At 71.2% G+C, this 21762-nt stretch carries 19 protein-coding genes; 12 read left to right on the forward strand and 7 right to left on the reverse strand.

Annotation, left to right across the window (positions count from 1 at the left end):
• Complete coding sequence (locus tag ACGFNV_RS05230) at positions 1 to 2040, reverse strand: bifunctional aldolase/short-chain dehydrogenase (RefSeq protein WP_393619470.1); 2040 nt, start codon at positions 2038 to 2040, stop codon at positions 1 to 3.
• Between the two features lie 138 nt (positions 2041 to 2178).
• On the reverse strand, positions 2179 to 3339 hold the full coding sequence (gene rhaI / locus ACGFNV_RS05235; protein WP_393619472.1) for an L-rhamnose isomerase: 1161 nt from the start codon (positions 3337 to 3339) through the stop codon (positions 2179 to 2181).
• 261 nt (positions 3340 to 3600) lie between these two features.
• Between rhaI and ACGFNV_RS05240 the strand changes: the two genes are divergently transcribed.
• The 10 genes from ACGFNV_RS05240 to ACGFNV_RS05285 all read left to right on the forward strand — a co-directional run bounded on the left by ACGFNV_RS05240 (position 3601) and on the right by ACGFNV_RS05285 (position 14335).
• On the forward strand, positions 3601 to 5118 hold the full coding sequence (locus ACGFNV_RS05240) for a sugar ABC transporter ATP-binding protein (protein ID WP_393619473.1): 1518 nt from the start codon (positions 3601 to 3603) through the stop codon (positions 5116 to 5118).
• Positions 5115 to 6155, forward strand: coding sequence for an ABC transporter permease (locus tag ACGFNV_RS05245; protein ID WP_133925232.1), 1041 nt, complete (start codon positions 5115 to 5117; stop codon positions 6153 to 6155). The genes ACGFNV_RS05240 and ACGFNV_RS05245 overlap by 4 nt, the downstream gene beginning before the upstream one ends.
• The gene (locus ACGFNV_RS05250; RefSeq protein ID WP_393619475.1) at positions 6148 to 7134 is read left to right on the forward strand and encodes an ABC transporter permease; all 987 of its coding nucleotides are present in this window, start codon (positions 6148 to 6150) and stop codon (positions 7132 to 7134) included. Before ACGFNV_RS05245 ends, ACGFNV_RS05250 begins: the two co-directional genes overlap by 8 nt.
• Before the next feature lie 124 nt (positions 7135 to 7258).
• A complete protein-coding gene (gene rhaS, locus ACGFNV_RS05255; protein ID WP_393619476.1) occupies positions 7259 to 8344 on the forward strand; it encodes a rhamnose ABC transporter substrate-binding protein in 1086 nt (361 codons plus the stop codon).
• Between the two features lie 17 nt (positions 8345 to 8361).
• On the forward strand, positions 8362 to 8682 hold the full coding sequence (locus tag ACGFNV_RS05260; protein WP_067280349.1) for an L-rhamnose mutarotase: 321 nt from the start codon (positions 8362 to 8364) through the stop codon (positions 8680 to 8682).
• Between the two features lie 46 nt (positions 8683 to 8728).
• Complete coding sequence (locus ACGFNV_RS05265; protein WP_393619478.1) at positions 8729 to 10153, forward strand: BNR repeat-containing protein; 1425 nt, start codon at positions 8729 to 8731, stop codon at positions 10151 to 10153.
• Positions 10154 to 10232: 79 nt separating this feature from the next.
• Positions 10233 to 11267 carry a LacI family DNA-binding transcriptional regulator gene (locus ACGFNV_RS05270; protein WP_393619480.1) on the forward strand — a complete coding sequence of 345 codons (1035 nt, stop codon included), beginning with the start codon at positions 10233 to 10235 and terminating at the stop codon, positions 11265 to 11267.
• 136 nt (positions 11268 to 11403) lie between these two features.
• Positions 11404 to 12705 (forward strand): alpha/beta fold hydrolase, encoded by a 1302-nt coding sequence (locus ACGFNV_RS05275; protein WP_393619482.1) that lies wholly within the window; start codon positions 11404 to 11406, stop codon positions 12703 to 12705.
• Between the two features lie 12 nt (positions 12706 to 12717).
• Positions 12718 to 13461, forward strand: coding sequence for a PIG-L deacetylase family protein (locus tag ACGFNV_RS05280; RefSeq protein ID WP_393619483.1), 744 nt, complete (start codon positions 12718 to 12720; stop codon positions 13459 to 13461).
• A gap of 43 nt (positions 13462 to 13504) precedes the next feature.
• Positions 13505 to 14335 carry a pentapeptide repeat-containing protein gene (locus tag ACGFNV_RS05285; protein ID WP_393619485.1) on the forward strand — a complete coding sequence of 277 codons (831 nt, stop codon included), beginning with the start codon at positions 13505 to 13507 and terminating at the stop codon, positions 14333 to 14335.
• Here the strand turns inward: ACGFNV_RS05285 and ACGFNV_RS05290 are convergent.
• Positions 14297 to 15802 carry a cytochrome P450 gene (locus ACGFNV_RS05290; RefSeq protein WP_393619486.1) on the reverse strand — a complete coding sequence of 502 codons (1506 nt, stop codon included), beginning with the start codon at positions 15800 to 15802 and terminating at the stop codon, positions 14297 to 14299. The genes ACGFNV_RS05285 and ACGFNV_RS05290 overlap by 39 nt on opposite strands.
• 144 nt (positions 15803 to 15946) lie before the next feature.
• On the opposite strand from ACGFNV_RS05290, the gene ACGFNV_RS05295 reads away from it, so the two are divergent.
• Together ACGFNV_RS05295 and ACGFNV_RS05300 are read left to right on the forward strand one after the other, a co-directional pair.
• Positions 15947 to 16549 (forward strand): TetR/AcrR family transcriptional regulator, encoded by a 603-nt coding sequence (locus tag ACGFNV_RS05295; protein WP_393619488.1) that lies wholly within the window; start codon positions 15947 to 15949, stop codon positions 16547 to 16549.
• A gap of 101 nt (positions 16550 to 16650) precedes the next feature.
• On the forward strand, positions 16651 to 17376 hold the full coding sequence (locus tag ACGFNV_RS05300) for a DUF2470 domain-containing protein (RefSeq protein ID WP_393619490.1): 726 nt from the start codon (positions 16651 to 16653) through the stop codon (positions 17374 to 17376).
• Here the strand turns inward: ACGFNV_RS05300 and ACGFNV_RS05305 are convergent.
• The 4 genes from ACGFNV_RS05305 to ACGFNV_RS05320 all read right to left on the reverse strand — a co-directional run bounded on the left by ACGFNV_RS05305 (position 17344) and on the right by ACGFNV_RS05320 (position 21716).
• Positions 17344 to 18576: a lactonase family protein gene (locus tag ACGFNV_RS05305; RefSeq protein ID WP_393619492.1), complete on the reverse strand. Its 1233-nt coding sequence runs from the start codon at positions 18574 to 18576 to the stop codon at positions 17344 to 17346. The genes ACGFNV_RS05300 and ACGFNV_RS05305 overlap by 33 nt on opposite strands.
• A 113-nt stretch (positions 18577 to 18689) precedes the next feature.
• Positions 18690 to 19736 (reverse strand): hypothetical protein, encoded by a 1047-nt coding sequence (locus ACGFNV_RS05310; RefSeq protein WP_393619493.1) that lies wholly within the window; start codon positions 19734 to 19736, stop codon positions 18690 to 18692.
• A gap of 60 nt (positions 19737 to 19796) precedes the next feature.
• On the reverse strand, positions 19797 to 21035 hold the full coding sequence (locus ACGFNV_RS05315; RefSeq protein WP_393619495.1) for an FUSC family protein: 1239 nt from the start codon (positions 21033 to 21035) through the stop codon (positions 19797 to 19799).
• 186 nt (positions 21036 to 21221) lie between these two features.
• The gene (locus ACGFNV_RS05320; protein ID WP_393619496.1) at positions 21222 to 21716 is read right to left on the reverse strand and encodes an FBP domain-containing protein; all 495 of its coding nucleotides are present in this window, start codon (positions 21714 to 21716) and stop codon (positions 21222 to 21224) included.
• Between the last annotated feature and the right edge of the window lie 46 nt (positions 21717 to 21762).

The raw sequence follows: 21762 nt of genomic DNA on the forward strand, positions 1-21762 counted from the left end.
TCACCGGAGGAACGCGGCCGCCACACCCGCGTCGACGGGCACGTGCAGCCCGGTGGTGTGGGTGAGCTCGCCGCCCGTCAGCGCGAACACGGCGTTCGCGACGTGCTCGGGCAGCACCTCACGCTTGAGGATGGTCCGCTGCGCGTAGAACTCGCCCAGCTTCTCCTCCTCGACCCCGTACACCGCGGCCCGCTGGGCACCCCAGCCACCGGCGAAGATCCCGGAGCCACGCACCACACCGTCCGGGTTGACCCCGTTGACGCGAATGCCGTGCTCACCCAGCTCGGCGGCCAGCAGCCGCACCTGGTGCGCCTGGTCGGCCTTGGTGGCGGAGTAGGCGATGTTGTTGGGCCCCGCGAAGACGGCGTTCTTCGAGGCGATGTAGACGATGTCGCCGCCCAGCTCCTGCGCGATCATCACCCGGGCCGCCTCGCGCGAGACGAGGAACGAACCGCGGGCCATGATGTCGTGCTGGAGGTCCCAGTCCTTCGCCGAGGTCTCCAGCAGCGGCTTGGAGATGGAGATCCCCGCGTTGTTGACGACGAGGTCCACCCCGCCGAAGGCGAGCACGGCCGCCTTGAAGGCGTCGGCGATCTGCTCCTCGGACGTCACGTCGACGGTCACGGCGACGGCCTTGTCGGCCCCACCGAGCTCCTCCGCGACACCGGCCGCGTTCTCGGCGTTGAGATCGGCCACGACCACACACGCACCCTCGGCCACCAGCCGATGCGCGATCGCCTTGCCGATGCCACTGCCGGCCCCGGTGACGAGCGCGACACGCGTGGCGAGCGCCTTCGGCTTCGGCATCCGCTGGAGCTTGGCCTCCTCAAGGGCCCAGTACTCGATGCGGAACTTCTCCGACTCCTCGATCGGCGCGTACGTCGACACCGCCTCGGCGCCCCGCATCACGTTGATCGCGTTGACGTAGAACTCGCCGGCCACGCGCGCGGTCTGCTTGTCCTTGCCGAAGGAGAACATGCCCACGCCCGGCACCAGCACGATCGCCGGGTCGGCACCGCGCATCGCGGGCGAGTCGGGCTCGGCGTGCCGCTGGTAGTAGGCGGCGTACTCCGCGCGGTACTCGGCGTGCAGCTCCTTGAGCCGCGCGACAGCGTCCTCCAGCGGAGCCGTCGGCGCCACGTCGAGCACGAGCGGCCGCACCTTGGTCCGCAGGAAGTGGTCGGGACACGACGTCCCCAGCGCGGCGAGCCGCGGGTGCTCGGCCCGCGCCACGAAGTCCAGGACCACCTCGGAGTCGGTGAAGTGCCCGACCTGAGGCTTGTCCTGCGAGGCGACGGCACGCACGTACGGCGCCAGCGCCGCCGCCCGCTCCCGCCGCTCGCCCTCGGGCAGCGCCTCGTACCCCGGGATGACGCCCCCGAAGGGCTCCGGCTTCCCCTTCTCCTCCAGGAACGCCTCGGCGGTCCGGATGATTTGCAGCGAGTTGCGCTCGCACTCCTCGGCGGTGTCGCCCCAGGCGGTGATCCCGTGCCCCCCGAGGACACACCCGATGGCCTGCGGGTTCGCCTCCTTCACGGCCGCGATGTCCAGCCCGAGCTGAAACCCGGGCCGCCGCCACGGCACCCACACCACACTGTCCCCGAAACACTCCGCGGTCAGCTTCTCCCCGTCCGCCGCACACGCGAGCGCGATACCCGAGTCCGGGTGCAGATGATCGACATGGGCGGCGTCGACGAGCCCGTGCATCGCGGTGTCGATGGACGGCGCCGCGCCCCCCTTCCCATGCAGGCAGTAGTCGAACGCCGCGACCATCTCGTCCTCGCGCTCGACACCCGGATACACGTCGACAAGGGCCCGCATCCGATCCAGCCGCAACACGGCCAGCCCCGCCTCGGTGAGCGTCCCGAGGTCCCCACCGGACCCCTTCACCCACATCAGCTCCACGTCACCCCCGGTGACGGGATCGGTGTCGGTGCCCTTGGCGGACGCGTTGCCGCCGGCGTAGTTGGTGTTGCGGGGGTCGGAGCCGAGCCGGTTCGACCGGGCCAGGAGGGCAGCGGCTTCGGGATGGGTGGACATGAACATTCCTTACTTCTCGAGGAGGGATGAGTGGACTTTCCCAGGGGCGCGGGGCTGTATCGATGTGCGGCTCCGCCGCGTGGGCGCGACCAGCCACAGCCGGCCCGCACCCCGCAGACAACAAGACCCGGCAGACGCTCACGCCCCCCAGCCGGCCTGCTCCCCACCAACCCGCTCAGCAACGATCTTCCCGGCCCACCCGGACGCCTTGTACGCAGCAATAGGGTTCGCGTCCAACCCCATCTCGCCGCGAACCTCCGCAAGCAACGGCCGCACATCCGTGTTGTACGCATCCATCAGCACGGCATTCGCTTCCAGCACATCCCCGGACACCTGCGCCTCACCCAACGCCGCCCGATCGACCAGCAGCGCCTTCGCCGTGGCTTCCTGCACATTCATCACGGACCGGATGATCGCCGGAATCTTCGCCTCGATGTTGTGGCACTGATCCAGCATGAACGCCACCTCGGAGGTGAACCCACCCCCACGCACGACCTCGTACATGATCCGGAACAGCTGGAACGGATCCGCCGCCCCCACCATCAGGTCGTCGTCCGCGTAGAACCGCGAGTTGAAGTCGAACCCGCCGAGCTTCCCCTCCCGCAGCAGCGTGGCGACGATGAACTCGATGTTGGTCCCGGGCGCGTGGTGCCCCGTGTCGACCACGACCTGGGCCTTCGGCCCGAGCTTGAGGCAGTGCGCGTACGCGGTCCCCCAGTCCGGAACGTCGGTCGTGTAGAAGGCGGGCTCGAAGAACTTGTACTCCAGCAGCATCCGCTGCCCGTCCCCGAGCCGTTCGTACACCTCGGCCAGCCCCTCCGCCAGCCGGTCCTGCCGCCCGCGCACATCGTCCTGACCGGGATAGTTCGTCCCGTCCGCGAACCACAGCTTCAGGTCGGTCGAGCCGGTCGCGTCCATGATGTCGACGCACTCCAGCAGGTGATCGAGAGCCTTCCGTCGCACGGCGGCGTCCGGATGGCAGATGCTGCCCAGCTTGTAGTCGTCGTCCTGGAAGGTGTTGGAGTTGATGGCGCCGAGCTTCACACCCCGCTCCTCGGCGAACTTCGCCAGCGCCGCGTAGTCGTCGACCTTGTCCCACGGAATGTGCAGGGCGACGGTCGGCGCCACCCCCGTGAACGCGTGCACCTGGGCCGCGTCCTCCAGCTTCTCGTACGGAGTACGCGGCACGCCCTGCTGGGCGAACACCTTGAAACGGGTCCCCGAGTTCCCGTACGCCCATGACGGCGTCTCGACGGCCTGGGTCTTCAGCGCGGCCTTCACGGCGGCGAGGTCGGTCACTTCGGGCTCCTGTGACATCGGGTTGGCGGATGGACGGTGTGAAACGATTCAAGAGGGGAAGCTATGAGCCCGTGCAAAGGCTGTCAACCCCTCTGTCCTGCCCTTCTCTTCGTGACCGGCGCGTGACCTTCGACTATCGAAATTTTTTCGATCCGGACCCATTGACGCGACATGGGTGGCGTGCCTAACGTCCCGGCAACCCAGTTGAAACCTTTCACGACGTCGTGGCGGCCTCCCGCCGACGTCGTCGAGGAGCCACCCATGACCCACCCGTCCGACACGGGACCCGCCCCGGTGCTGGCGCTGAAGGACATCTCGAAGTCCTTCGGCGCGGTCCGCGCACTGCGAGGCGTCTCCCTGGAGCTGTTCCCCGGCGAGGTGCACGCCCTCGCCGGGGAGAACGGCGCGGGCAAGTCGACCCTGATCAAGACGCTCGCCGGGGTGCACCGTCCGGATGCCGGCCAGGTGCTGCTCGACGGTGAGCCCGTCGTCTTCCACGGCCCGGGCGACGCCCGCGACGCCGGTATCGCCGTGATCTACCAGGAGCCCACGCTCTTCCCCGACCTGTCGATCGCCGAGAACATCTTCATGGGCCGCCAGCCGCGCCGCGCCCTCGGCCGCATCGACCACAAGGCCACCCACGCGGCCACGGCCGCCCTGATGCAGCGCCTCGGTGTCGACCTCGACCCCGACCGGCCCGCCCGCGGCCTGTCCATCGCGGACCAGCAGATCGTCGAGATCGCCAAGGCACTCTCCTTCGACGCCCGCGTCCTGATCATGGACGAGCCGACCGCCGCCCTCACCGGCAGCGAGGTCGCCCGCCTCTTCGGGGTCGTGCGCACCCTGCGCGAACAGGGCGCCGCGGTGCTGTTCATCTCGCACCGCCTCGAGGAGATCTTCGAGATCTGCCGGCGGGTGACGACCCTGCGCGACGGCGCCTGGATCGCCAGCGAACCGGTCGAGGGCATGACCGAGGACGACCTGGTGCGCCGCATGGTCGGCCGCGACCTGGACGAGCTCTACCCGAAGCAGGACGTCGAGCCGGGAGAGGTCGCCCTCAGCGTCCGCCGCCTCACCCGCGAGGGCGTCTTCACCGACGTCTCCTTCGAGGTCCGGCACGGCGAGATCGTCGGCCTCGCGGGCCTGGTCGGCGCCGGCCGCACCGAGGTCGCCCGGGCCGTCTTCGGCATCGACCGCTGGGACGCGGGCGAAGTGGAAGTACGGGGACGCCGGTTGACGAACGGCGCGCCCTCCACCGCCATGGCCGCCGGCCTCGCGCTCGTCCCCGAGGACCGACGCGCCCAGGGCCTGGTGATGGACATGTCCATCGAGCGCAACATCGGCCTGACCGGCCTGCGTACGACCGTGAAGGCGGGGCTCATGGACCGTGGCGCCGAGCGCAGCCGGTCCCTCGACTGGGCCGTCAAGCTCCAGGTCAAGTACGCCCGGATCGCCGACACCGTCAACACCCTCTCCGGCGGCAACCAGCAGAAGGTCGTCCTCGCCAAGTGGCTGGCCACCGGACCCAAGGTGCTCATCGTGGACGAGCCCACCCGCGGCATCGACGTCGGCACCAAGGCCGAGGTCCACCGGCTGCTGTCCCAACTGGCCGCCGACGGCGTCGCCGTCCTGATGATCTCCTCCGACCTGCCGGAGGTCCTCGGCATGGCCGACCGCGTGCTGGTGATGCACGAGGGCCGGCTCACCGCCGAGATCCCCCGCTCCGAAGCCACCGAGGAAACCGTGATGGCCGCAGCCACGGGGAGGGCCGCCGCATGACGGTGACCACTCCCGAACAGGCCCCCGTCGCCGAGACGCCGAAGTCCAGCGGCACCCGGCTGGTCGACCGCGTCTTCAAGATGCGTGAACTCGCCATCCTGGTCGTCTTCCTGGTGATGATCGCGATCACCCAGGCCGGCAACAGCGAGTTCCTCTCCGAGCAGGGCGTCAAGGACCTGCTGCTGAACGCGACCATCCTGGTCCTGGTCGCCACCGGACAGTCGCTGGTGGTCATCACCCGCAACGTCGACCTGTCCGTCGGCTCCACCCTCGGCATCACCGCCTTCGCCGCCGGTACCTATCTGCACGGCGGCGGCAACCCGGTCGTCGCGGTCGCGCTGGCGATGCTGCTCGGCATCGGCGTCGGACTGCTCAACGGCCTCCTGGTCAGCCTCGGCCAGGTGCCCGCGCTCGTCGTCACCCTCGGCACGATGTACATCATCCGCGGCGTCGACTCCATCTGGGTCGGCTCCCGGCAGATCACCGCGTCCGACCTGCCCGGCGGATTCGTCGACTTCGGCTCCGGCGGCATCTCCGCCGTGCCGTACCTGGCGCTGATCGCCCTCGCCGTCGTGATCGCCACCGCGTACTACCTCAAGCACTTCGGCAGCGGCCGCGAACTGTACGCCCTCGGCTCCAACCCGGAGGCCGCCCGCCTCGCCGGCATCGCGGTGCGCAAGCGGATCCTCGTCGCCTACACCTTCTGCGGCGCCCTCGCCGGCCTCGCGGGCGCGCTGTACCTGGCCCGGTTCGGCAACGTCGACTCCGGCACCGGCAACGGCTACGAACTCACCGTCGTCAGCGCGGTCGTGGTCGGCGGCGTCGTCTTCACCGGCGGCTCCGGAAGCGTCTACGGTGCCGCGCTCGGCGCACTCCTGCTGACCTCCATCAACGGTGTGCTGCCCGCCCTCGGCGTCAGCTCCGTCTGGGTGCTTGCCATCAACGGCATCCTGCTGCTCCTCGCCATCGCCGTGGACCGGGTGGTCGCGCTGCGGGTGGCGTCGGCCCTGAAGAAGAGGAACGCCCGCCATGCCTGAGTCCGGATCCCTGGTGAGCCGCGCGGTCCGCTGGGACACGGTTGTCGGCGCCCTCCTGATCGTCCTGCTGCTGTTCTCCTTCTCCTTCGTCGACGGCTTCGGCAACGCCTTCAACCTGTCGTTCCTGATCGGCAGCACCCTGCCCATCGCGCTGATCGCGCTGCCGATGACACTGCTGGTGGTCTCCGGTGAGATCGACCTGTCGGTCGCCTCCACCGCGGGGCTCTCCGGCGCGGTGATGGGCAAGCTGTGGAACGAGGGCATGACGATCGAGGCGATCATCCCGATCTGCCTGCTCCTCGGCGTCGTGTGCGGCCTGGTCAACGGCCTGCTGGTGACCCGGCTCGGGCTGCCGTCCCTCGCCGTCACCATCGGCACCCTCGCCGCCTACCGGGGCATCGCACAGATCGTGCTCGGCTCCGACGCGGTGACCGACTTCCCCACGCAGTACCTGGACTTCGCGGCCGGACGCATCGGCGACACGTTCATCCCGTACGCCCTCCTGCCCTTCCTGGTGCTGCTCGCGATCGCCGTCGTCGTCCTGCACGCCACCCCGTTCGGGCGGTCGCTGTTCGCGATCGGCGCGAGCGAGGAGGCGGCGCGGTTCGCCGGTGTCCGCGTCAAGCGGCAGAAGCTGATCCTGTTCACGGTGACGGGGCTGATGGCGTCCCTCACCGGGGTGTTCTGGGCGCTGCACTACTCGAGTGCTCGGTACGACAACGCGACGGGGCTGGAACTGTCCGTCATCGCCGCTGTACTGCTCGGTGGTATCGACTTCGACGGCGGCAAGGGCACGCTCGGTGGTGCGATCGCGGGAGTCTTTCTCCTCGGTGTGCTGCAGAACGTGATGAGCCTTCAGGATGTCTCCGCGCAGTCGCAGATCGTCGTGACCGGTGTGCTGCTCGTGGTGTCCGTGCTTGGACCTCGGGTCGCGAAGCAGATCGCCGTTGCCCGGGCGGCGGCCGGCTCCACCGGATAGGCCGTATCGAAGGTTGCGGCCGTCCGTGGCTGGTCGCGCCCACGCGGCGGAGCCGCATAGCGAAACAGTCCCGCGCCCCTCCAAGGCGCGCTGTACTCACCCTCGTAACAAAGGAACCCTCCTCATGCGCAAGTCATCCCTCCGCCGTGCCTGTGCGGCGCTGGCCGTTGTCTCCTCTCTTGCCCTCGCTGCCACCGCCTGCGGCGGCACCACCAAGGAGGACGTGAAGAACGAGAGCACCGGGGCCGCGGCCTCGGGTGGCAAGGCCGACCCGAACGCGGCCCTGAAGAAGGGGCTGACGGTCGGGTTCCTGCCCAAGCAGGTCAACAACCCGTACTTCACCTCCGCGGACAAGGGCGGCGAGGCGGCCCTGAAGGAGCTGGGCTCCAGCTACAAGGAGGTCGGCCCGTCCAGCGCCACCGACACCTCCGGCCAGGTCAACTACGTCAACACGCTCACCCAGCAGCGTGTCGACGCGATGGCGGTCTCCGCGCAGGACCCGGGCGCGCTGTGCCCCGCGCTCAAGCAGGCCATGAAGAACGACATCAAGGTCGTCACCTACGACTCCGACACCACCGCGGACTGCCGCAACGCCTTCGTCTCGCAGGCCAGCGCCGAGGACCTCGGCCGCACCGAGGTGCAGCTGCTGGCCGAGCAGATCGGCTACAAGGGCGAGATCGCGATCCTGTCGGCCGCGCAGACCGCGACCAACCAGAACACGTGGATCGACTTCATGAAGGAGGAGCTGAAGGACCCGAAGTACAAGGACGTCAAGCTGGTCAAGGTCGCCTACGGCGACGACGACGCCCAGAAGTCCTTCCAGCAGACCCAGGGCCTGCTCCAGGAGTACCCGAACCTGAAGGGGATCATCTCCCCGACCACCGTCGGCATCAAGGCCGCCGCGCAGTACCTCTCGGGCTCCAAGTACAAGGGCAAGGTCAAGCTGACCGGCCTCGGCACCCCCAACGACATGCGCAAGTACGTCAAGAACGGCACCGTCGACGGCTTCGAGCTGTGGGACCCGGCGAAGCTCGGCGAGCTGGCCGCCCGCACGGCCGTGGCGCTGGTGTCGGGGCAGATCACCGGCAAGGAGGGCGAGACCTTCAAGGCCGGCGACATGGGCTCGTACACCATCGGCAAGGACGGCGTGATCAGCCTCGGCAAGCCGACCGTGTTCGACAAGAAGAACATCGACCAGTTCAACTTCTGACATCCGGAGGGTTGTTGATGCAGCGCGTGTGCTTCCTGCTGAAGGTCAGGGCGGACCGCCTCGACGAGTACCGCGAGCGGCACGCCGCCGTGTGGCCCGAGATGCTCGAAGCCCTCTCGGCCACCGGCTGGCACAACTACTCGCTCTTCCTGCGCGAAGACGGCCTGCTGGTCGGCTACTTGGAGACCGAGGACTTCGCGGCCGCCCAGGCCGGCATGGAAGCCACCGACGTCAACGCCCGTTGGCAGGCGGAGATGGCGCCGTTCTTCGAGTCACTGGACGGCGCCCGGCCCGACGAGGCCATGAAACCGCTCACCGAAGTGTTCCACCTCGCCTGACCCCCGCACCCGCAGTTACCGCTCGCCGACAATGGAGTCCCCCGAGATGAACAGACGCACGCTGCTGGGCGCCGCCCTCGCCGGTGCCGTGGTGACGCCCGTGCTCGCCTCCGGCACCGCCCGTGCCGCCGACCCGGGCCCCTCGGTCAGCCGTACCGGCACCACGACCCTGGACACGCAGGCCATCTTCTTCGTGTCGTACGACGGACTGGTCAACAACAACTCGTTCCAGAAGAACGGTCTGCTGACCTACAAGGGCTACCAGTACGCCGCCTGGTACACCGCCGACCGGAACGCCGTCGTGGGCCGCCGCGTCCTCGGCGGGGGCACCTGGTCCACCGTCAAGGTCGGCCACACCCTCAAGGCCGACGACTCGCACAACGTCATCTCCATGGGCGTCTCCAAGGTCGACGGCCGTCTCCACCTCAACATGGACTCCCACAGCGACGGCTTCACCTACGTCAAGTCGGTCGCGGGGCTGCTGGACAACCCGGCCGGGCTGAGCTGGACCACGAGCCGCTTCGGCGCGCCGCAGTCCACGCTGGACGGCCTGGCGCTCACCTCGCAGTTCACGTACCCGCAGTTCATCTCCACCCCGGACGGCAAGCTTCAGCTCAGCTACCGTGTCGCCATCTCCGGCAACGGCCGCAACGCGCTCGCCGAGTACGACGGCTCGACCTGGACCAACCTCGGCGAGTGGTCCAGCTCCACCGGCACCTACACCAGCGAGCACGGCTCCTCGACGGCCCGCAACATGTACCTCCACGGCATCGACTACGACGTCAACGGCCGGCTGCACGCCTTCTTCACCTGGCGCGAGCAGAACGGCGCCGTGATGTGCAACGGCGGCGGCATCACCAACCACGACACCGGCTACGTCTACTCCACCGACCGCGGCCGCACCTGGCGCAACAACGCGGGCACCGTCGTCGGCACCACCGGCGGCTCCGACAAGGCGGCGGTCACCGACAGCGGCCTGGTCGTCGACCCGCTGAACCCGGACCACTCCCTGATGAACCAGGAGAGCCAGTTCACCGACTCCGCCGGCCTGCCGCACGCCGTCATCAGCTACGTCCCCGGCCGCTTCGGCCAGTGCACCACCGACTACGTGGCCGACCGCACCGCCAACGGCCGGGCCTTCCACCTCCGCAAGGACTCCTCCGGCGCCTGGCAGAAGACCGAGATCCCGGTCCCGCTGGGCTCCAGCCAGCGCACCAAGCTGATCCTGGACAAGTACGACAACGCCTACGCGATCTTCCCGTTCGGCCGGATCGCCGGCGCCTCGAAGGCCTCCGGCTACACCGACTGGAAGCTCCTGTTCGACGGCAGCGGCCTCAACGCCTTCGGCGAGGTCGTCATCGACGAGCTGCGTGTCAGGACGGACAACGTGCTCTCGTTCATGTACCAGGAGAAGTCCACCGGTACGACCCCGTCGGCGCTGCACGTCGTCGACTTCGCCCTGCCCGCATGAGAGGGACCGGCGGGTGCTGCCGTGACGGTAGTGTGAACGCGCACCCGCCGCCCCTCGTCCTTCTGGAGGTCCCCGCCTGATGGCCCAGTCGGTGGGTATCAAGGATGTCGCCCGTGCCGCCGGAGTCTCCGTCGGTACGGTGTCGAACGTCATCAACCGGCCGGACAGCGTCGCCACCGAGACCCGGGCGCGCGTCCAGTCCGCCATAGACCGCCTCGGCTACGTCCGCAGCGAGTCCGCGCGACAGCTGCGCGCGGGCCGCAGCCGGATCATGGGGCTGCTCGTCCTCGACATGGGCAACCCCTTCTTCGTCGACGTCGCGCGCGGCGCCGAGCGCGCCGCCCGGGACGCCGGGCTCGGTGTGATGGTCTGCAACAGCGCCGAGAGCGTCAGCGAGGAGGCCGAGTACCTGTCGCTCTTCGCCGAGCAACGGGTACGGGGCGTGCTGCTCACCCCGGCGGACGCGACCGGCCGCAACATCGAGTCGTTCCGCCGGCACGGCATCCCCTTCGTCCTGGTGGACCGGGTCGCCGAGGGCACCACCGAGTGCTCCGTCTCGGTGGATGACGTGGCGGGCGGCGCCCTCGCGGTCCGGCACCTCGTCGACGCCGGACACCGCTCCATCGCGTACGTCAGCGGTCCGCCCGGCTTCAACCAGGTCCGCGACCGCCGCACCGGCGCGCTGAACGCCCTGGAAGAGGCCGGCCTCGGTCCGGAGTGCCTGCGCGAGCTGCCCACCGAGCGGCTCGACGTCGCCGCCGGCCGGGACGCCGGAGCCCGACTGCTCGGCCTCGCCGACCGCCCCACCGCCGTGTTCTGCGCCAACGACCTGCTGGCGCTGGGCGTCCTGCAGGCCATGTTCGCGGCCGGAGTCGACGTCCCCGACGATCTCGCGATCGTCGGCTACGACGACATCGACTTCGCGGCGGCCGCGGCCGTCCCGCTCACCTCGGTGCGCCAGCCCGCCGTCACCCTCGGCGCCCTGGCCGCCGAACTGCTCCTGGAGGAGACGGAGGAAACCGCGGCCGACACCCCGGCCAAGCCGCACCAACACCGGCGCGTGGTGCTCCAGCCCGAGCTGGTGGTGCGCCGCTCCAGCCTGTCGGCCCGCTGAGCGGCGGTTCAGCAGCCCCTGGCCGCCCGCTGAGCGGGCATTCAGCAGCCGACCTTGATCCCGGGGGCTCACGCGGCCGCCCGGACCTGTGCTGAACTGGGACGCGGCCCGCACCCCGACCGCCCCAGGAGTCCCGTTGACCCCCAGCTACCGTCAGCCCGGCCTCGTCCTCACCGACCGCCACTTCACCGTGCCGCTCGACCACGAGGACCCGGCAGGGGAGACGATCGAGCTCTACGCCCGTGAGGTCGTCGCGAGCGACAAGGCGCACCGCGACCTGCCGTGGCTGGTCTACCTCCAGGGCGGCCCCGGCTTCGGCGCCCAGCGCTTCGTCGGCAAGCAGGCGTGGCTCGCCCGCGCCCTGGAGGAGTACCGCGTGCTCCTCCTCGACCAGCGCGGCACCGGCCACTCCACCCCGGCCAACCGCCAGACGCTCCCGCTGCGCGGCGGCCCCGCCGAACAGGCCGACTACCTCACGCATTTCCGCGCCGACGCCATCGTCCGCGACTGCGAGGCCATCCGCCCGACCGTCACCGGCGGTGCCCCCTGGACCGTGCTCGGGCAGAGCTTCGGCGGCTTCTGCACGGTGAACTACCTCTCCACGGCCCCGGAGGGCCTGAGTGCCGCGATCGTCACCGGCGGCCTGCCCTCGCTGGACGCCCACGCCGACGACGTCTACCGCGCCGCCTACCCGCGCGTCGAACGCAAGGTGACCGCGCACTACGCCCGCTACCCCCAGGACGTCGAACGCGCGCGGCGCATCGCCGAGCACCTCGCGCGGGAACCGGTGGTCCTCCCGAACGGCTACCGCCTCACCGTCGAGGCCTTCCAGTCCCTCGGCATCCTCCTCGGCGGCAGCGAGGGCAGCCACCGGCTGCACCACCTCCTCGAACACACCTTCGTCCGCACCCCCCAGGGCCCGGCCCTGGCCGACGCGTTCCAGGAGGAGGTCCAGGGACTCCTGTCGTACGCCGGCCACCCCCTGTACGCCCTCGTCCACGAGGCGATCTACGGCCAGGACACCCGCCCCACCGCCTGGTCGGCCGAACGCGTCCGCGCCGAGTTCCCGCAGTTCGACGCGGCGAAGACCCTCGCGGGCGACGGACCGCTGCTGTTCACCGGCGAGACGATCCACCCCTGGATGTTCGACTGCGACCCCGCGCTGCGCCCCCTGCGCGAGACCGCCGAGCTGCTCGCCGCCCGCACCGACTGGCGGCCCCTGTACGACCGCGCCCGCCTCGCCACCAACGAGGTGCCGGTCGCGGCGGCCGTCTACCACGACGACATGTACGTCGACACCGCCCACTCCCTCGACACCGCCCGCGCGATCCGCGGCCTGCGCACCTGGGTCACCGACGAGTTCGAGCACGACGGCGTCCGCGCGGGCGGACCGCGTGTCCTGGACCGGCTGCTGGCCCTGGCCCGCGACGAGGTCTGACAGGCTGGCTCCATGACCGAGCCGACGAACACCCAGCTCCAGCCCATGCCGGACGACTGGCGGCGCGCCCTCGCCGTCGTCGCCCATCCGGACGACCTCGAGTACGGCTGCTCGGCGGCGATCGCCGCCTGGACCGACGGCGGCCGCGAGGTCGCCTACGTCCTCGCCACCCGCGGCGAGGCAGGCATCGACACGCTCGCGCCGGAGAAGTGCGGCCCGCTGCGGGAGCGGGAGCAGCGGGCGAGCGCGGCGGTGGTGGGCGTGTCGGCGGTGGAGTTCCTCGACCACCGGGACGGTGTCGTCGAGTACGGCACCGCCCTGCGCCGGAACATCGCCGCCGCGATCCGCCGACACCGTCCCGAGCTGGTGATCACCCTCAACCACCGGGACACCTGGGGCGGCGTCGCCTGGAACACCCCCGACCATGTCGCGGTGGGCCGTGCCACCCTGGACGCGGCGGCGGACGCGGGCAACCGGTGGATCTTCCCGGAGCTCGTCGAGCAGGGCCTCCAGCCGTGGAACGGGGTGCGCTGGGTCGCCGTCGCCGGATCCGCCTCACCCACCCACGCCGTGGACGCCACGCCGGGCCTGGAGCGCGCGGTGCGCTCCCTGCTCGAACACCGCACCTACATCGAGGCGTTGACGGACGAGGACCCGGAGACGTACGTCCGCGCGTTCCTGAGCCGCAACGCCGAAGCCACGGGGGAGCGGTTCGGCGGGAAGCCCGCGGTCTCCTTCGAGCTGTTCAGCAGGTAGCCGCCGCGACGCGGGGCGGTCCGGCGCACGTAGGCTGGTCGTCATGTCAGATCGACCAGCCGACCGGGCCGCGCTGCGCGGCGACTGCGCGCAGTGCTTCGGCCTGTGCTGCGTGGCCCTGCCCTTCGCCGCCTCCGCGGACTTCGCCCTCGACAAGGACGCCGGCACCCCCTGCCCCAACCTCCAGGGCGACCACCGGTGCGGCATCCACGCGAAGCTGCGTCAGAAGGGGTTCAGCGGCTGCACGGTCTACGACTGCTTCGGCGCCGGACAGAAGGTCTCGCAGGTGACCTTCGGCGGCGAGGACTGGCGCACCGGGTCGCGCGAGCACGCCCGTCGCATGGTCGACGTGTTCCCGGTCGTCCGGCACCTGCATGAGTTGCTCTGGTACCTCACCGAGGCCCTCTCCCTGCCCGCCGCCCGTCCGATCCACTCCGACCTGCGGCGGGCCCTGGAGCAGACCGAGCGGCTCACCCTGCAGACTCCCGACGAACTCGCCGCGCTGGACGTGGGCGCCCACCGCGAGCAGGTCAACGCGCTCCTGCTCAGGACCAGCGAACTGGCCCGGGCGGGGACCCGCGGGCGCGGAAAGAACCGCCGGGGCGCCGACCTGATGGGCGCCCGCCTCAAGGGCGCCGACCTGCGCGGAGCCAACCTGCGGGGCGCCTACCTGATCGCCGCCGACCTGACGGGGGCCGACCTGCGCGGCGCCGATCTCATAGGCGCCGACCTGCGCGACACCGACCTCACCGACGCCGACCTGACCGGCGCGTTCTTCCTCACTCAGCCGCAGCTCAACGCGGCCCGGGGGAGCGCCGGCACGCGGCTGCCGGAGTCAGTCACCCACCCCGTGCACTGGGCAGCGCGGCTCTGACGACGGCTCCTCCACGGCGGGGGACACCGCGGCGGTGACGGGGTGCCGCCGCTCCAGGCGCAGCCGCAGCCCGTCCGGCATCAGCGTCAGGCGTTCGGTCACCCGGAGCCGGTAGGCCGGGTCCGGGACCAGGTCGTACCGGCGCAGCAGCATTCCGAGGACCAGCATGGCCTCGTGCAGCGCGAACTGGCGCCCGATGCAGGCCCGCGCCCCGGTCCCGAAGGGCTTGTAGGTGTGCGGCGCACGGGCGCGTACCGCCTGGGCGTCGAAGCGGTCCGGGTCGAACCGGTCGGCGTTCGCGCCCCACACCGCGGGGTCCCGGTGCAGCATCGGGATGAGGACCAGGGCCCAGGCCCCCCGCCGCATCGGATGGTCGCCGGCCAGCTCCGTGTCCTCGCGGGCCTCCCGCGCGTAGGCCGGCGCGGTCGGCCACAGCCGCAGTGCCTCGTCCAGCACCCGGCGGACGTACCGCAGCTTGGCCACCTGGTCGTACGCCGGTACGGCCGCGTCGCCCCACACCCGGTCCACCTCGGCGCGGGCGCGGGCCGCGATGTCGGGGTGCCGGGAGAGGTAGTGCAGGGCGAAGGAGAGCGCGCCCGACGTCGTCTCGTGGCCGGCGATCAGGAAGGTGATGACCTGTTGGCGCACGTTCTCCGCGGACAGTCGCTCCCCGGTCTCCGGGTGGGCGGTCTCCAGCATCCGGTCCAGCAGGTCGCCGTTCCCGCTCGCCGACCGGCGGGCGTGCACGAGACCGTCGACGGTGCGGTTGAGGTAGGCGATGTCGGCCTCGTTGCGGCGCGCCGCGCGCCGCAGCAGCAGCCGGGACGGCACGGTGTCGAGGAGCAGCGCGTAGGTGAGGGTGCCCACCATCGCGGTGACGAAGGGGTGCGGGCGGGTGCGCTCGAAGGAGCCGAAGTCGTGCCCGAACCCGGTGCGCGCGATGGTCTCCAGGGTCAGCTTGGTCATGTCGCCGGGCACGTCGACGGAGCGTCCGGCCGCCGTCGCGCGGTCCCAGTGGGCGGTGAGCTGCTCGGCCACGGACAGCATCATCGGGTGGTAGGCCGCCATGGCCTCCCGGCTGAAGCCCGGGGCCAGGACGTCGTGCGCCAACTGCCAGTTGGGCTCGTGGTTGTACGCCGTGAACAGCGCGTCCCCGGCGACGGGCCGCAGGTTGGCTATGCCGAGGCCGACGTGCTTGGCGAAGCGGGTCTCGTCCGCCAGGTCGGCGGCGAGCTCGGCACCGCCCACGAACACGAACTCCCTGCCGAATCCCTTGCGCCGGAAGATCGGGCCCAGGCGGCGGGCGAACCGGAGGTTGTCCTGAAGGGGCTTGTCCCGGCTCACGCCCAGGAGGTCGCCGAGCCAGGGCAGTCGGTACGGCGGATGCGGAATGCGGTGCAGTTCGGGCCAGCCCGCCGCGGCACCGCGCGGCCCCTTCGTCGGTACGGCCCCCGTCGTCGTCGCCATGACGCGATCTCCCTTGAGTCAGCGGCAGGTTGAGCGCTTGTGGACGTGCGTGTGACGTGCGTGTGGGACTGTCTGTTGTACGTGGGGTCAATAACGTGATCAGTCTCGACCCGTTGTTGAACCGACGTCAAGTAAGGTGCGGGGATGGCCGCGAACGACTCAGCGCGCACACGCCGCCGGCTCAGCACCTCGGAACGCAGGGAACAGCTGCTGACGGTGGGGGCGCGGCTGTTCTCGGAGAGCCCGTACGACGACGTGTGGATCGAGCAGGTCGCCGAGATCGCCGGGGTCTCCCGCGGGCTGCTCTACCACTACTTCCCGACCAAGCGGGACTTCTTCGCGGCGGTGGTCGAGCGGGAGAGCGGGCGGATGCTGCGGATGACGGCGGCCGTGCCCGGCGTCCCGGTGCGCGAACAGCTCACCGCCGGCCTCGACACCTACCTGGAGTACGTGCGTACGCACGCCCACGGCTACCGCGCCTTCCACCGCGCCGACGCGGCGGGGGACCGGACCGTGCGCCGGGTGTACCGGCGGGCCCTGGCGGCGCAGGAGCGCCAGATCCTGGCGGCCCTCGCGGCCGATCCCGAGTTCGGCCCGGCTTTCGAGGAGCGCCCCGACGTGCGTCTGGCGGTGCGCGGCTGGCTGGCGTTCACCACCGCGGTCTGTCTGGAGTGGCTGCGCGGCTCGGACCTGTCGCGGGAGCAGGTGCGGGAGTTGTGCGCGCGGGCGTTGCTGGGCGTCCTCTGAGCGTGCACCGTCGTGCGCGTCCCCCGAAGGGTGGGGGCCGGTGGTTGGCGTACACCCCGATCTTCGATAAGTTAGGCAAGGCTTACCTAAGGAGGTCTGGGATGGGTGACAGCCAGAACTGGACGGCCGCGCCTGCCGCGGCACAGCGGGCGCGTTCGGTGCTCGCCACCGCGTGGTCCTGCGCGGTGACCGCGTCCGGCGGACGCGAGGAGTTCGTCGGTGCGCACAGTGTCGCGGGCGACGGCCGGGTGCTGCTGCGCGTGCCCGAGGACAGCGCCCTGCTCACGGCCGCCATCTGCGCGCCGCGCGGCGAGCCGTCCGCCGTGCTGGAGTTCGCCGACGTCGCGCCCGTCCCCGTGCGCAGCCGGATCCGCACCCGGCTCTGGCTCGCCGGCTGGTTCGCCCCGGAGGACGAGCACCTCACCTTCACGGCCACCCGTGTCGTGCTGAAGGAACCCGCCGGCGCGGTGGTCGTCGACCTCGACGAGTTCGCCGCCGCCGAGCCCGACCCGCTGTCCGGCGCCGAGGCGCGGCTGCTGACCCACCTCGCCGACTGCCACTCCGACGCCGTCGAGCGGCTCACCCGGCTGGTCGAACCGGACAGCCTGCACGGCGCCGTCCGCGTCCAGCCGCTCGCCGTGGACCGGCACGGGCTGACGCTGCGCATCGAACGCGCCCGCGCCCACGGCGACGTACGCCTGCCGTTCCACACGCCCGCCGATGACGTCGCGCAGCTCACCGAGCGGGTGCACGCCCTGCTGGCGCAGGCGAGCGCGGCCTCCTGCCCGCGCGCCCTACAGCGGCAGCGCGCAGACGGCGACGGGTGACGCGAACGGCTTGCCCGCGGGGCGCAGCGCACCGCTGCCCGTGTCCACGTGGAAGACGCTGACCGTACTCGACTTCTGGTTCGCCGCGAACAGCAGTCCGCCGTCCGGCGAGAAGGCGATCTGCCGGGGGAAGTCCCCCTCCACCGGCACCGTGCCCAGCAGCCGCAGCCGGGCGCCGTCCCGCTCCACCGCGTAGCGCGCGATGCTGTTGTCGCCCCGGTTGGCGAGGAACGCGTACGCGCCGTTGGACGTCACCAGGATCTGCGCCGGGTAGTTGGTGCCCTTCCCGCTCCCGGTGGACTGCGGCTCTCCGATGGTCAGGCGGCCGCTCGGGGGATCGTAGGAGCAGACCGCGACCGTGTCGTCGGTCTCGTTGGCCAGGTAGGCGTACCGGCCGCCGGGATGGAAGGTGAGATGGCGCGGACCGGCCCCCGGCCGGGTGTGCGCCTGCGCTGCCTCGGTGAGCGTGCCCGCCTTGTCGTCCAGGCGGTAGGTGTAGACGGTGTCCGTGCCGAGGTCGACGGCGAGGACGTGACCGCCGTCCGGGCTGGTGATGAACTGATGGGCGTGCGGGCCCTCCTGGCCCGGCCCGGGGGAGGGCGTGGAGTGCGTGACCTTGTCGGTGCGTTCGCCGAGGCCGCCCGACGCCTCGATCGGGTGCACGGCCACACTGCCCGAGCCGTAGTCGGCGCTGAGCAGCCACCGCCCGCTCGGGTGGACCGAGAGATGGCAGGGATGCGCGCCGCCCGTGGGACGGCTGCCCAGGATCTTCCGGTCGGCGAGCCGTACGGCGGTCACCGTCCCCTGCTCGCGCTCGTTCACCGCGTACAGCGTCCGCCCGTTCGGGTGCACCGCGAGATACGACGGGTCCGCGACACCGGTGACGGGGTCGCCACCCGTGATCCGGCCGGTGCCGGGGTCGTAGGTGGCCACGCCGATGCCGGTGCCGCCGCCCTCGATGGAGGTGTAGGTGCCGATGTAGAGCGGCCTGGGGCCGGAGGGCGCCCCGGGCGGCGACTGCGAGGCCGAAGCGGTGTCCTCGGGCCGTGGCGAGGTGGCGGCCTCCTGCGGCTGCGGCGTGTTCGGGTCCGACGAACTCCCGCAGGCGGGCAGTACCGGAAGCGCCGCCGCCCCACCGAGGAGGGTCACGAAACGCCGCCTGCTCCAGCCTCCGTGCGACGCTTCCGTACCACTGCCCATGTCCGCACCTCAGGTCGTCGGTTGCCCCGGTCGTCACAGCCACCTTCGCCCGGATCACCCGTTCGACGCAAAAGAGGCGCGGTGAGTTACGGAGGGCGCGACGCGCGCGGCGGCTACCAGTCGCCGTCCTCCACCGGCTCACCCTTGAGGTGCTGCACCTGCGAGGGCGCCGGGGCCTGCCATGCGTCGAGGTCGTCGCCGAGCCAGTCGCCCACCGGCTTGACCGCCCCGAGCGTGTCGGTGGGGGCCAGATCCTCGGCGTCCGCGTCGTAGTAGTCGTACCAGGGCAGACCCGCGCGCGTGTAGGCCGCACGGTCCACCGGCGACGGCGGGGGAGCCTCGCCGGTGATGCGGCGCCACTCCGGAGGCGTCACCAGGTGCACGAAGACCCGCCCGGCGGGCCGCTCCGCCCAGTCCGACAGGGGCCGCTCGTCCCGGTAGACCTCCTGGCGCATCGACCCGCCGACCCCGAGCCCCATGGCCGCGGCGGCCCGGGGCCGACCCGCCGGAGCGGCCGCGGGGGCCGCGCCCGGTGCCATGGGAGCGGCCATGGGCAGGGCGGCCCCGTAGCCGCCGGTCGCCGTCATGGAGCGCTGTTCCGCCCGGCGCCGCTCCTCCTCGCGCCACCTGGCCAGCGGCTCGTCCCGCAGCGGGAAGGACTGCAGCTGTACGCCGCCCCAGACCTCCTCGCCCGTGACCTGGCCCTCCACCGTCGCGCCCAGACCCAGCGGCACCGCCACGAACTGGCGGACCGTGCCCTTGCCCGAGTTGATGCCGTCCAGCCAGGGCTGGCGGGGCAGCACCACATAGTTCTGGGGGTGCCGGGGACGCCGGGACAGCCGGTCGCTCCACGGCTTGCCCGAGACCGCGCACACCTTGCCCACCCCGACCTGGAGCGCGGCGGGCTCACTCGTGCCCGTGAAGCTCAGCCACATCGCCTCGCGCAGATACACCGGGAGCATCACGCCCCCGCGCGCCCGCCACTGCTCCGGCACGGTGTCGGGATAGTCGGAGACCCGGCGGACCGGGAACTCGCCGAGCCCCGGCGGCAGCGGATGCGTGCCCGTCTCGGGCAGGCGCAGGGTGCGCACGAACCGCACCGCCGCCCCGCCCGGCAGCCGCAGGGTGTTCCCGTCGATCCGTACCGTCGTGTCGGCCATCGGCCCGCTCCCCCTCGTCCCGCGCCGGCCCGGCCCGGCGCTCCTGCACAGAGAACGCCCTCAGATCCCCGTACGGTTCCGCCACAGCTGCTCCTGAACGCCCAGGCGCTCGCGCAGCCGGGTCAGCCGCGGCATCCGGTCGCGCTGTTCCCGCGACACACGGTCCAGTTCCTCCAGCAGACGGCGCGAGCGGTGCTCGGTGTCGAGTTCGTCGAGGATCCGGTTCACCTCCGTCAGGACGGCGCCGAGCAGCTGCCAGTGCCGGTCCTCGCGTTGGGCCTCCTCGCGCAGCAGCAGGGCCAGCTTGTCGCGCGTGCCGACGGCCGTGCGCAGCTCCGCGGTCAGCCGCGCCTCCGCCGACTCGGCGCTCTCGCTGAGGTGGGTGGTCACCAGCACCGCGAAGCTGACCACGGCGTCGGCGATCTCGGACAGCAACTGCTCCACCGCGGCGCCCGTCTGCGGCGCGAACAGCGGTTCGGGCTCGCGGGCCTTGGCCAGGTCGGTGAGCGTGCGCGCCAGGACGCGCAGGACCACCGTGCAGATCTCCAGCGTGTCCAGACCGGTGCGCAGCACCACCCGGTGCAGCAGGCCCTCCCGTACCCGCGGGTTGAGCCGCAGGCTGTCCTCGGCCTGCCGCAGGGCCGCGTCCACCTCGATGATCTCGTGATCGAGCCGGCGCGCCTCGTGCAGCCGCGCGGCCGCCTCCTCCACGGGCGTACGGCCCGCCGCCTGCTCGCCGACGCTCAGCATCAACCGGCGCACCCGGCGCGCCAGCCCCTCGATCGACTCGCCCGCCTCGCCCACCCACACCGGAGGAGCGAGAAACAGGTTGAACGCCAGCCCGACGACCGCGCCGATCAGCGTCTCCAGCACCCGCGACCAGGCCGTGTCCCCGACCGTGGTCACACCGAGCACCAGCATGGCGCTGATCGCCACCTCGGGAACGTACTCGTCGACCCGCACCAGCCGCCCGACCATCAGTGCGGCCACGATCAGCAGGGCGAGGCTCCACCAGGTCAGACCCACCAGCAGACTGAAGGCGATGGCGACCAGCACACCCGCCACCACGGCGTTGACCCGGCGGATGCCGTTGGTGAGCGTGGCGTACAGCGTGACCTGGACGACCAGGAGCGCCGTCAGGGGCGCGGTCAGCGGCGCGGCCTCGGGGCTCAGGCGCAGCGCGATCACGTAGGCGATCGTGGCGGCACCGGCCGACCGCAGCGTCTGGACGACCACGGGGTCCCGGTGTCGCTTCACCAATCCCATGAGGAACGAAGGCCACTCACGTACGTCTTGCATCCTTGGGCCTGTTCCCCTTCCTGAGGCACACCGAACGTGCTCAGAGGGGACTGTAACGGCCCGCGCGGTACGGACAACCCCCGTCTCGACCAGTGGTTTTCCCCAGCCGGACGCGGAGATGGGCCGGATGGGCGACGCCGGTGCGGGACGCGAGCCTGGGCGGTGAACGGACCGGTGAGGCCCGGATCAGCCGTAGAGCTTGTCGAGGAAGGAGGACAGGTTGCCCGTGGTGCGGGTGATCTGCTCCTCCAGGGTGAGGCTCTCCTCGAAGCGGCTCCCGGACTCGGGGGACTTCTTGCCGCGTACGTAGAGGGAGCAGGCCAGGTCGGTGCACATGTACAGCCCGACGGAGTTGCCCTCGCGGCCGGCCGGGCCCGCCTTGCGGGCCGTCATCAGGGAGACGCCGCCGCCGGGGTGGGTGGTCAGACACAGGGAGCACATGCTGCGGTGCAGGAAGCCGCGCTGCGAGGGCGGGAAGCGGAGGGTCACGCCGACGAGTTCGCCCCGCCGTTCGGTGACCAGATAGCTGCGGTCGGGTGCGCCCGGATCGCGCCAGCCGAGGAAGTCCAGGTCACCCCAGGGGCGTTCGTCGAGATCGCGGGGGACCGCCAGCCGTTTGGCCTCGCCCTTGGAGCAGTTGATGAAAGAGCTGCGGATGTCCTGCTCGGTGAGTGACCTCATGGAGTGCCTCCTGGGCGGCGGGGTTCCGGAACCTGGACCGAAACCT

This window comes from Streptomyces sp. NPDC048751 (genome assembly GCF_043198595.1).
GTDB lineage: Bacteria > Actinomycetota > Actinomycetes > Streptomycetales > Streptomycetaceae > Streptomyces.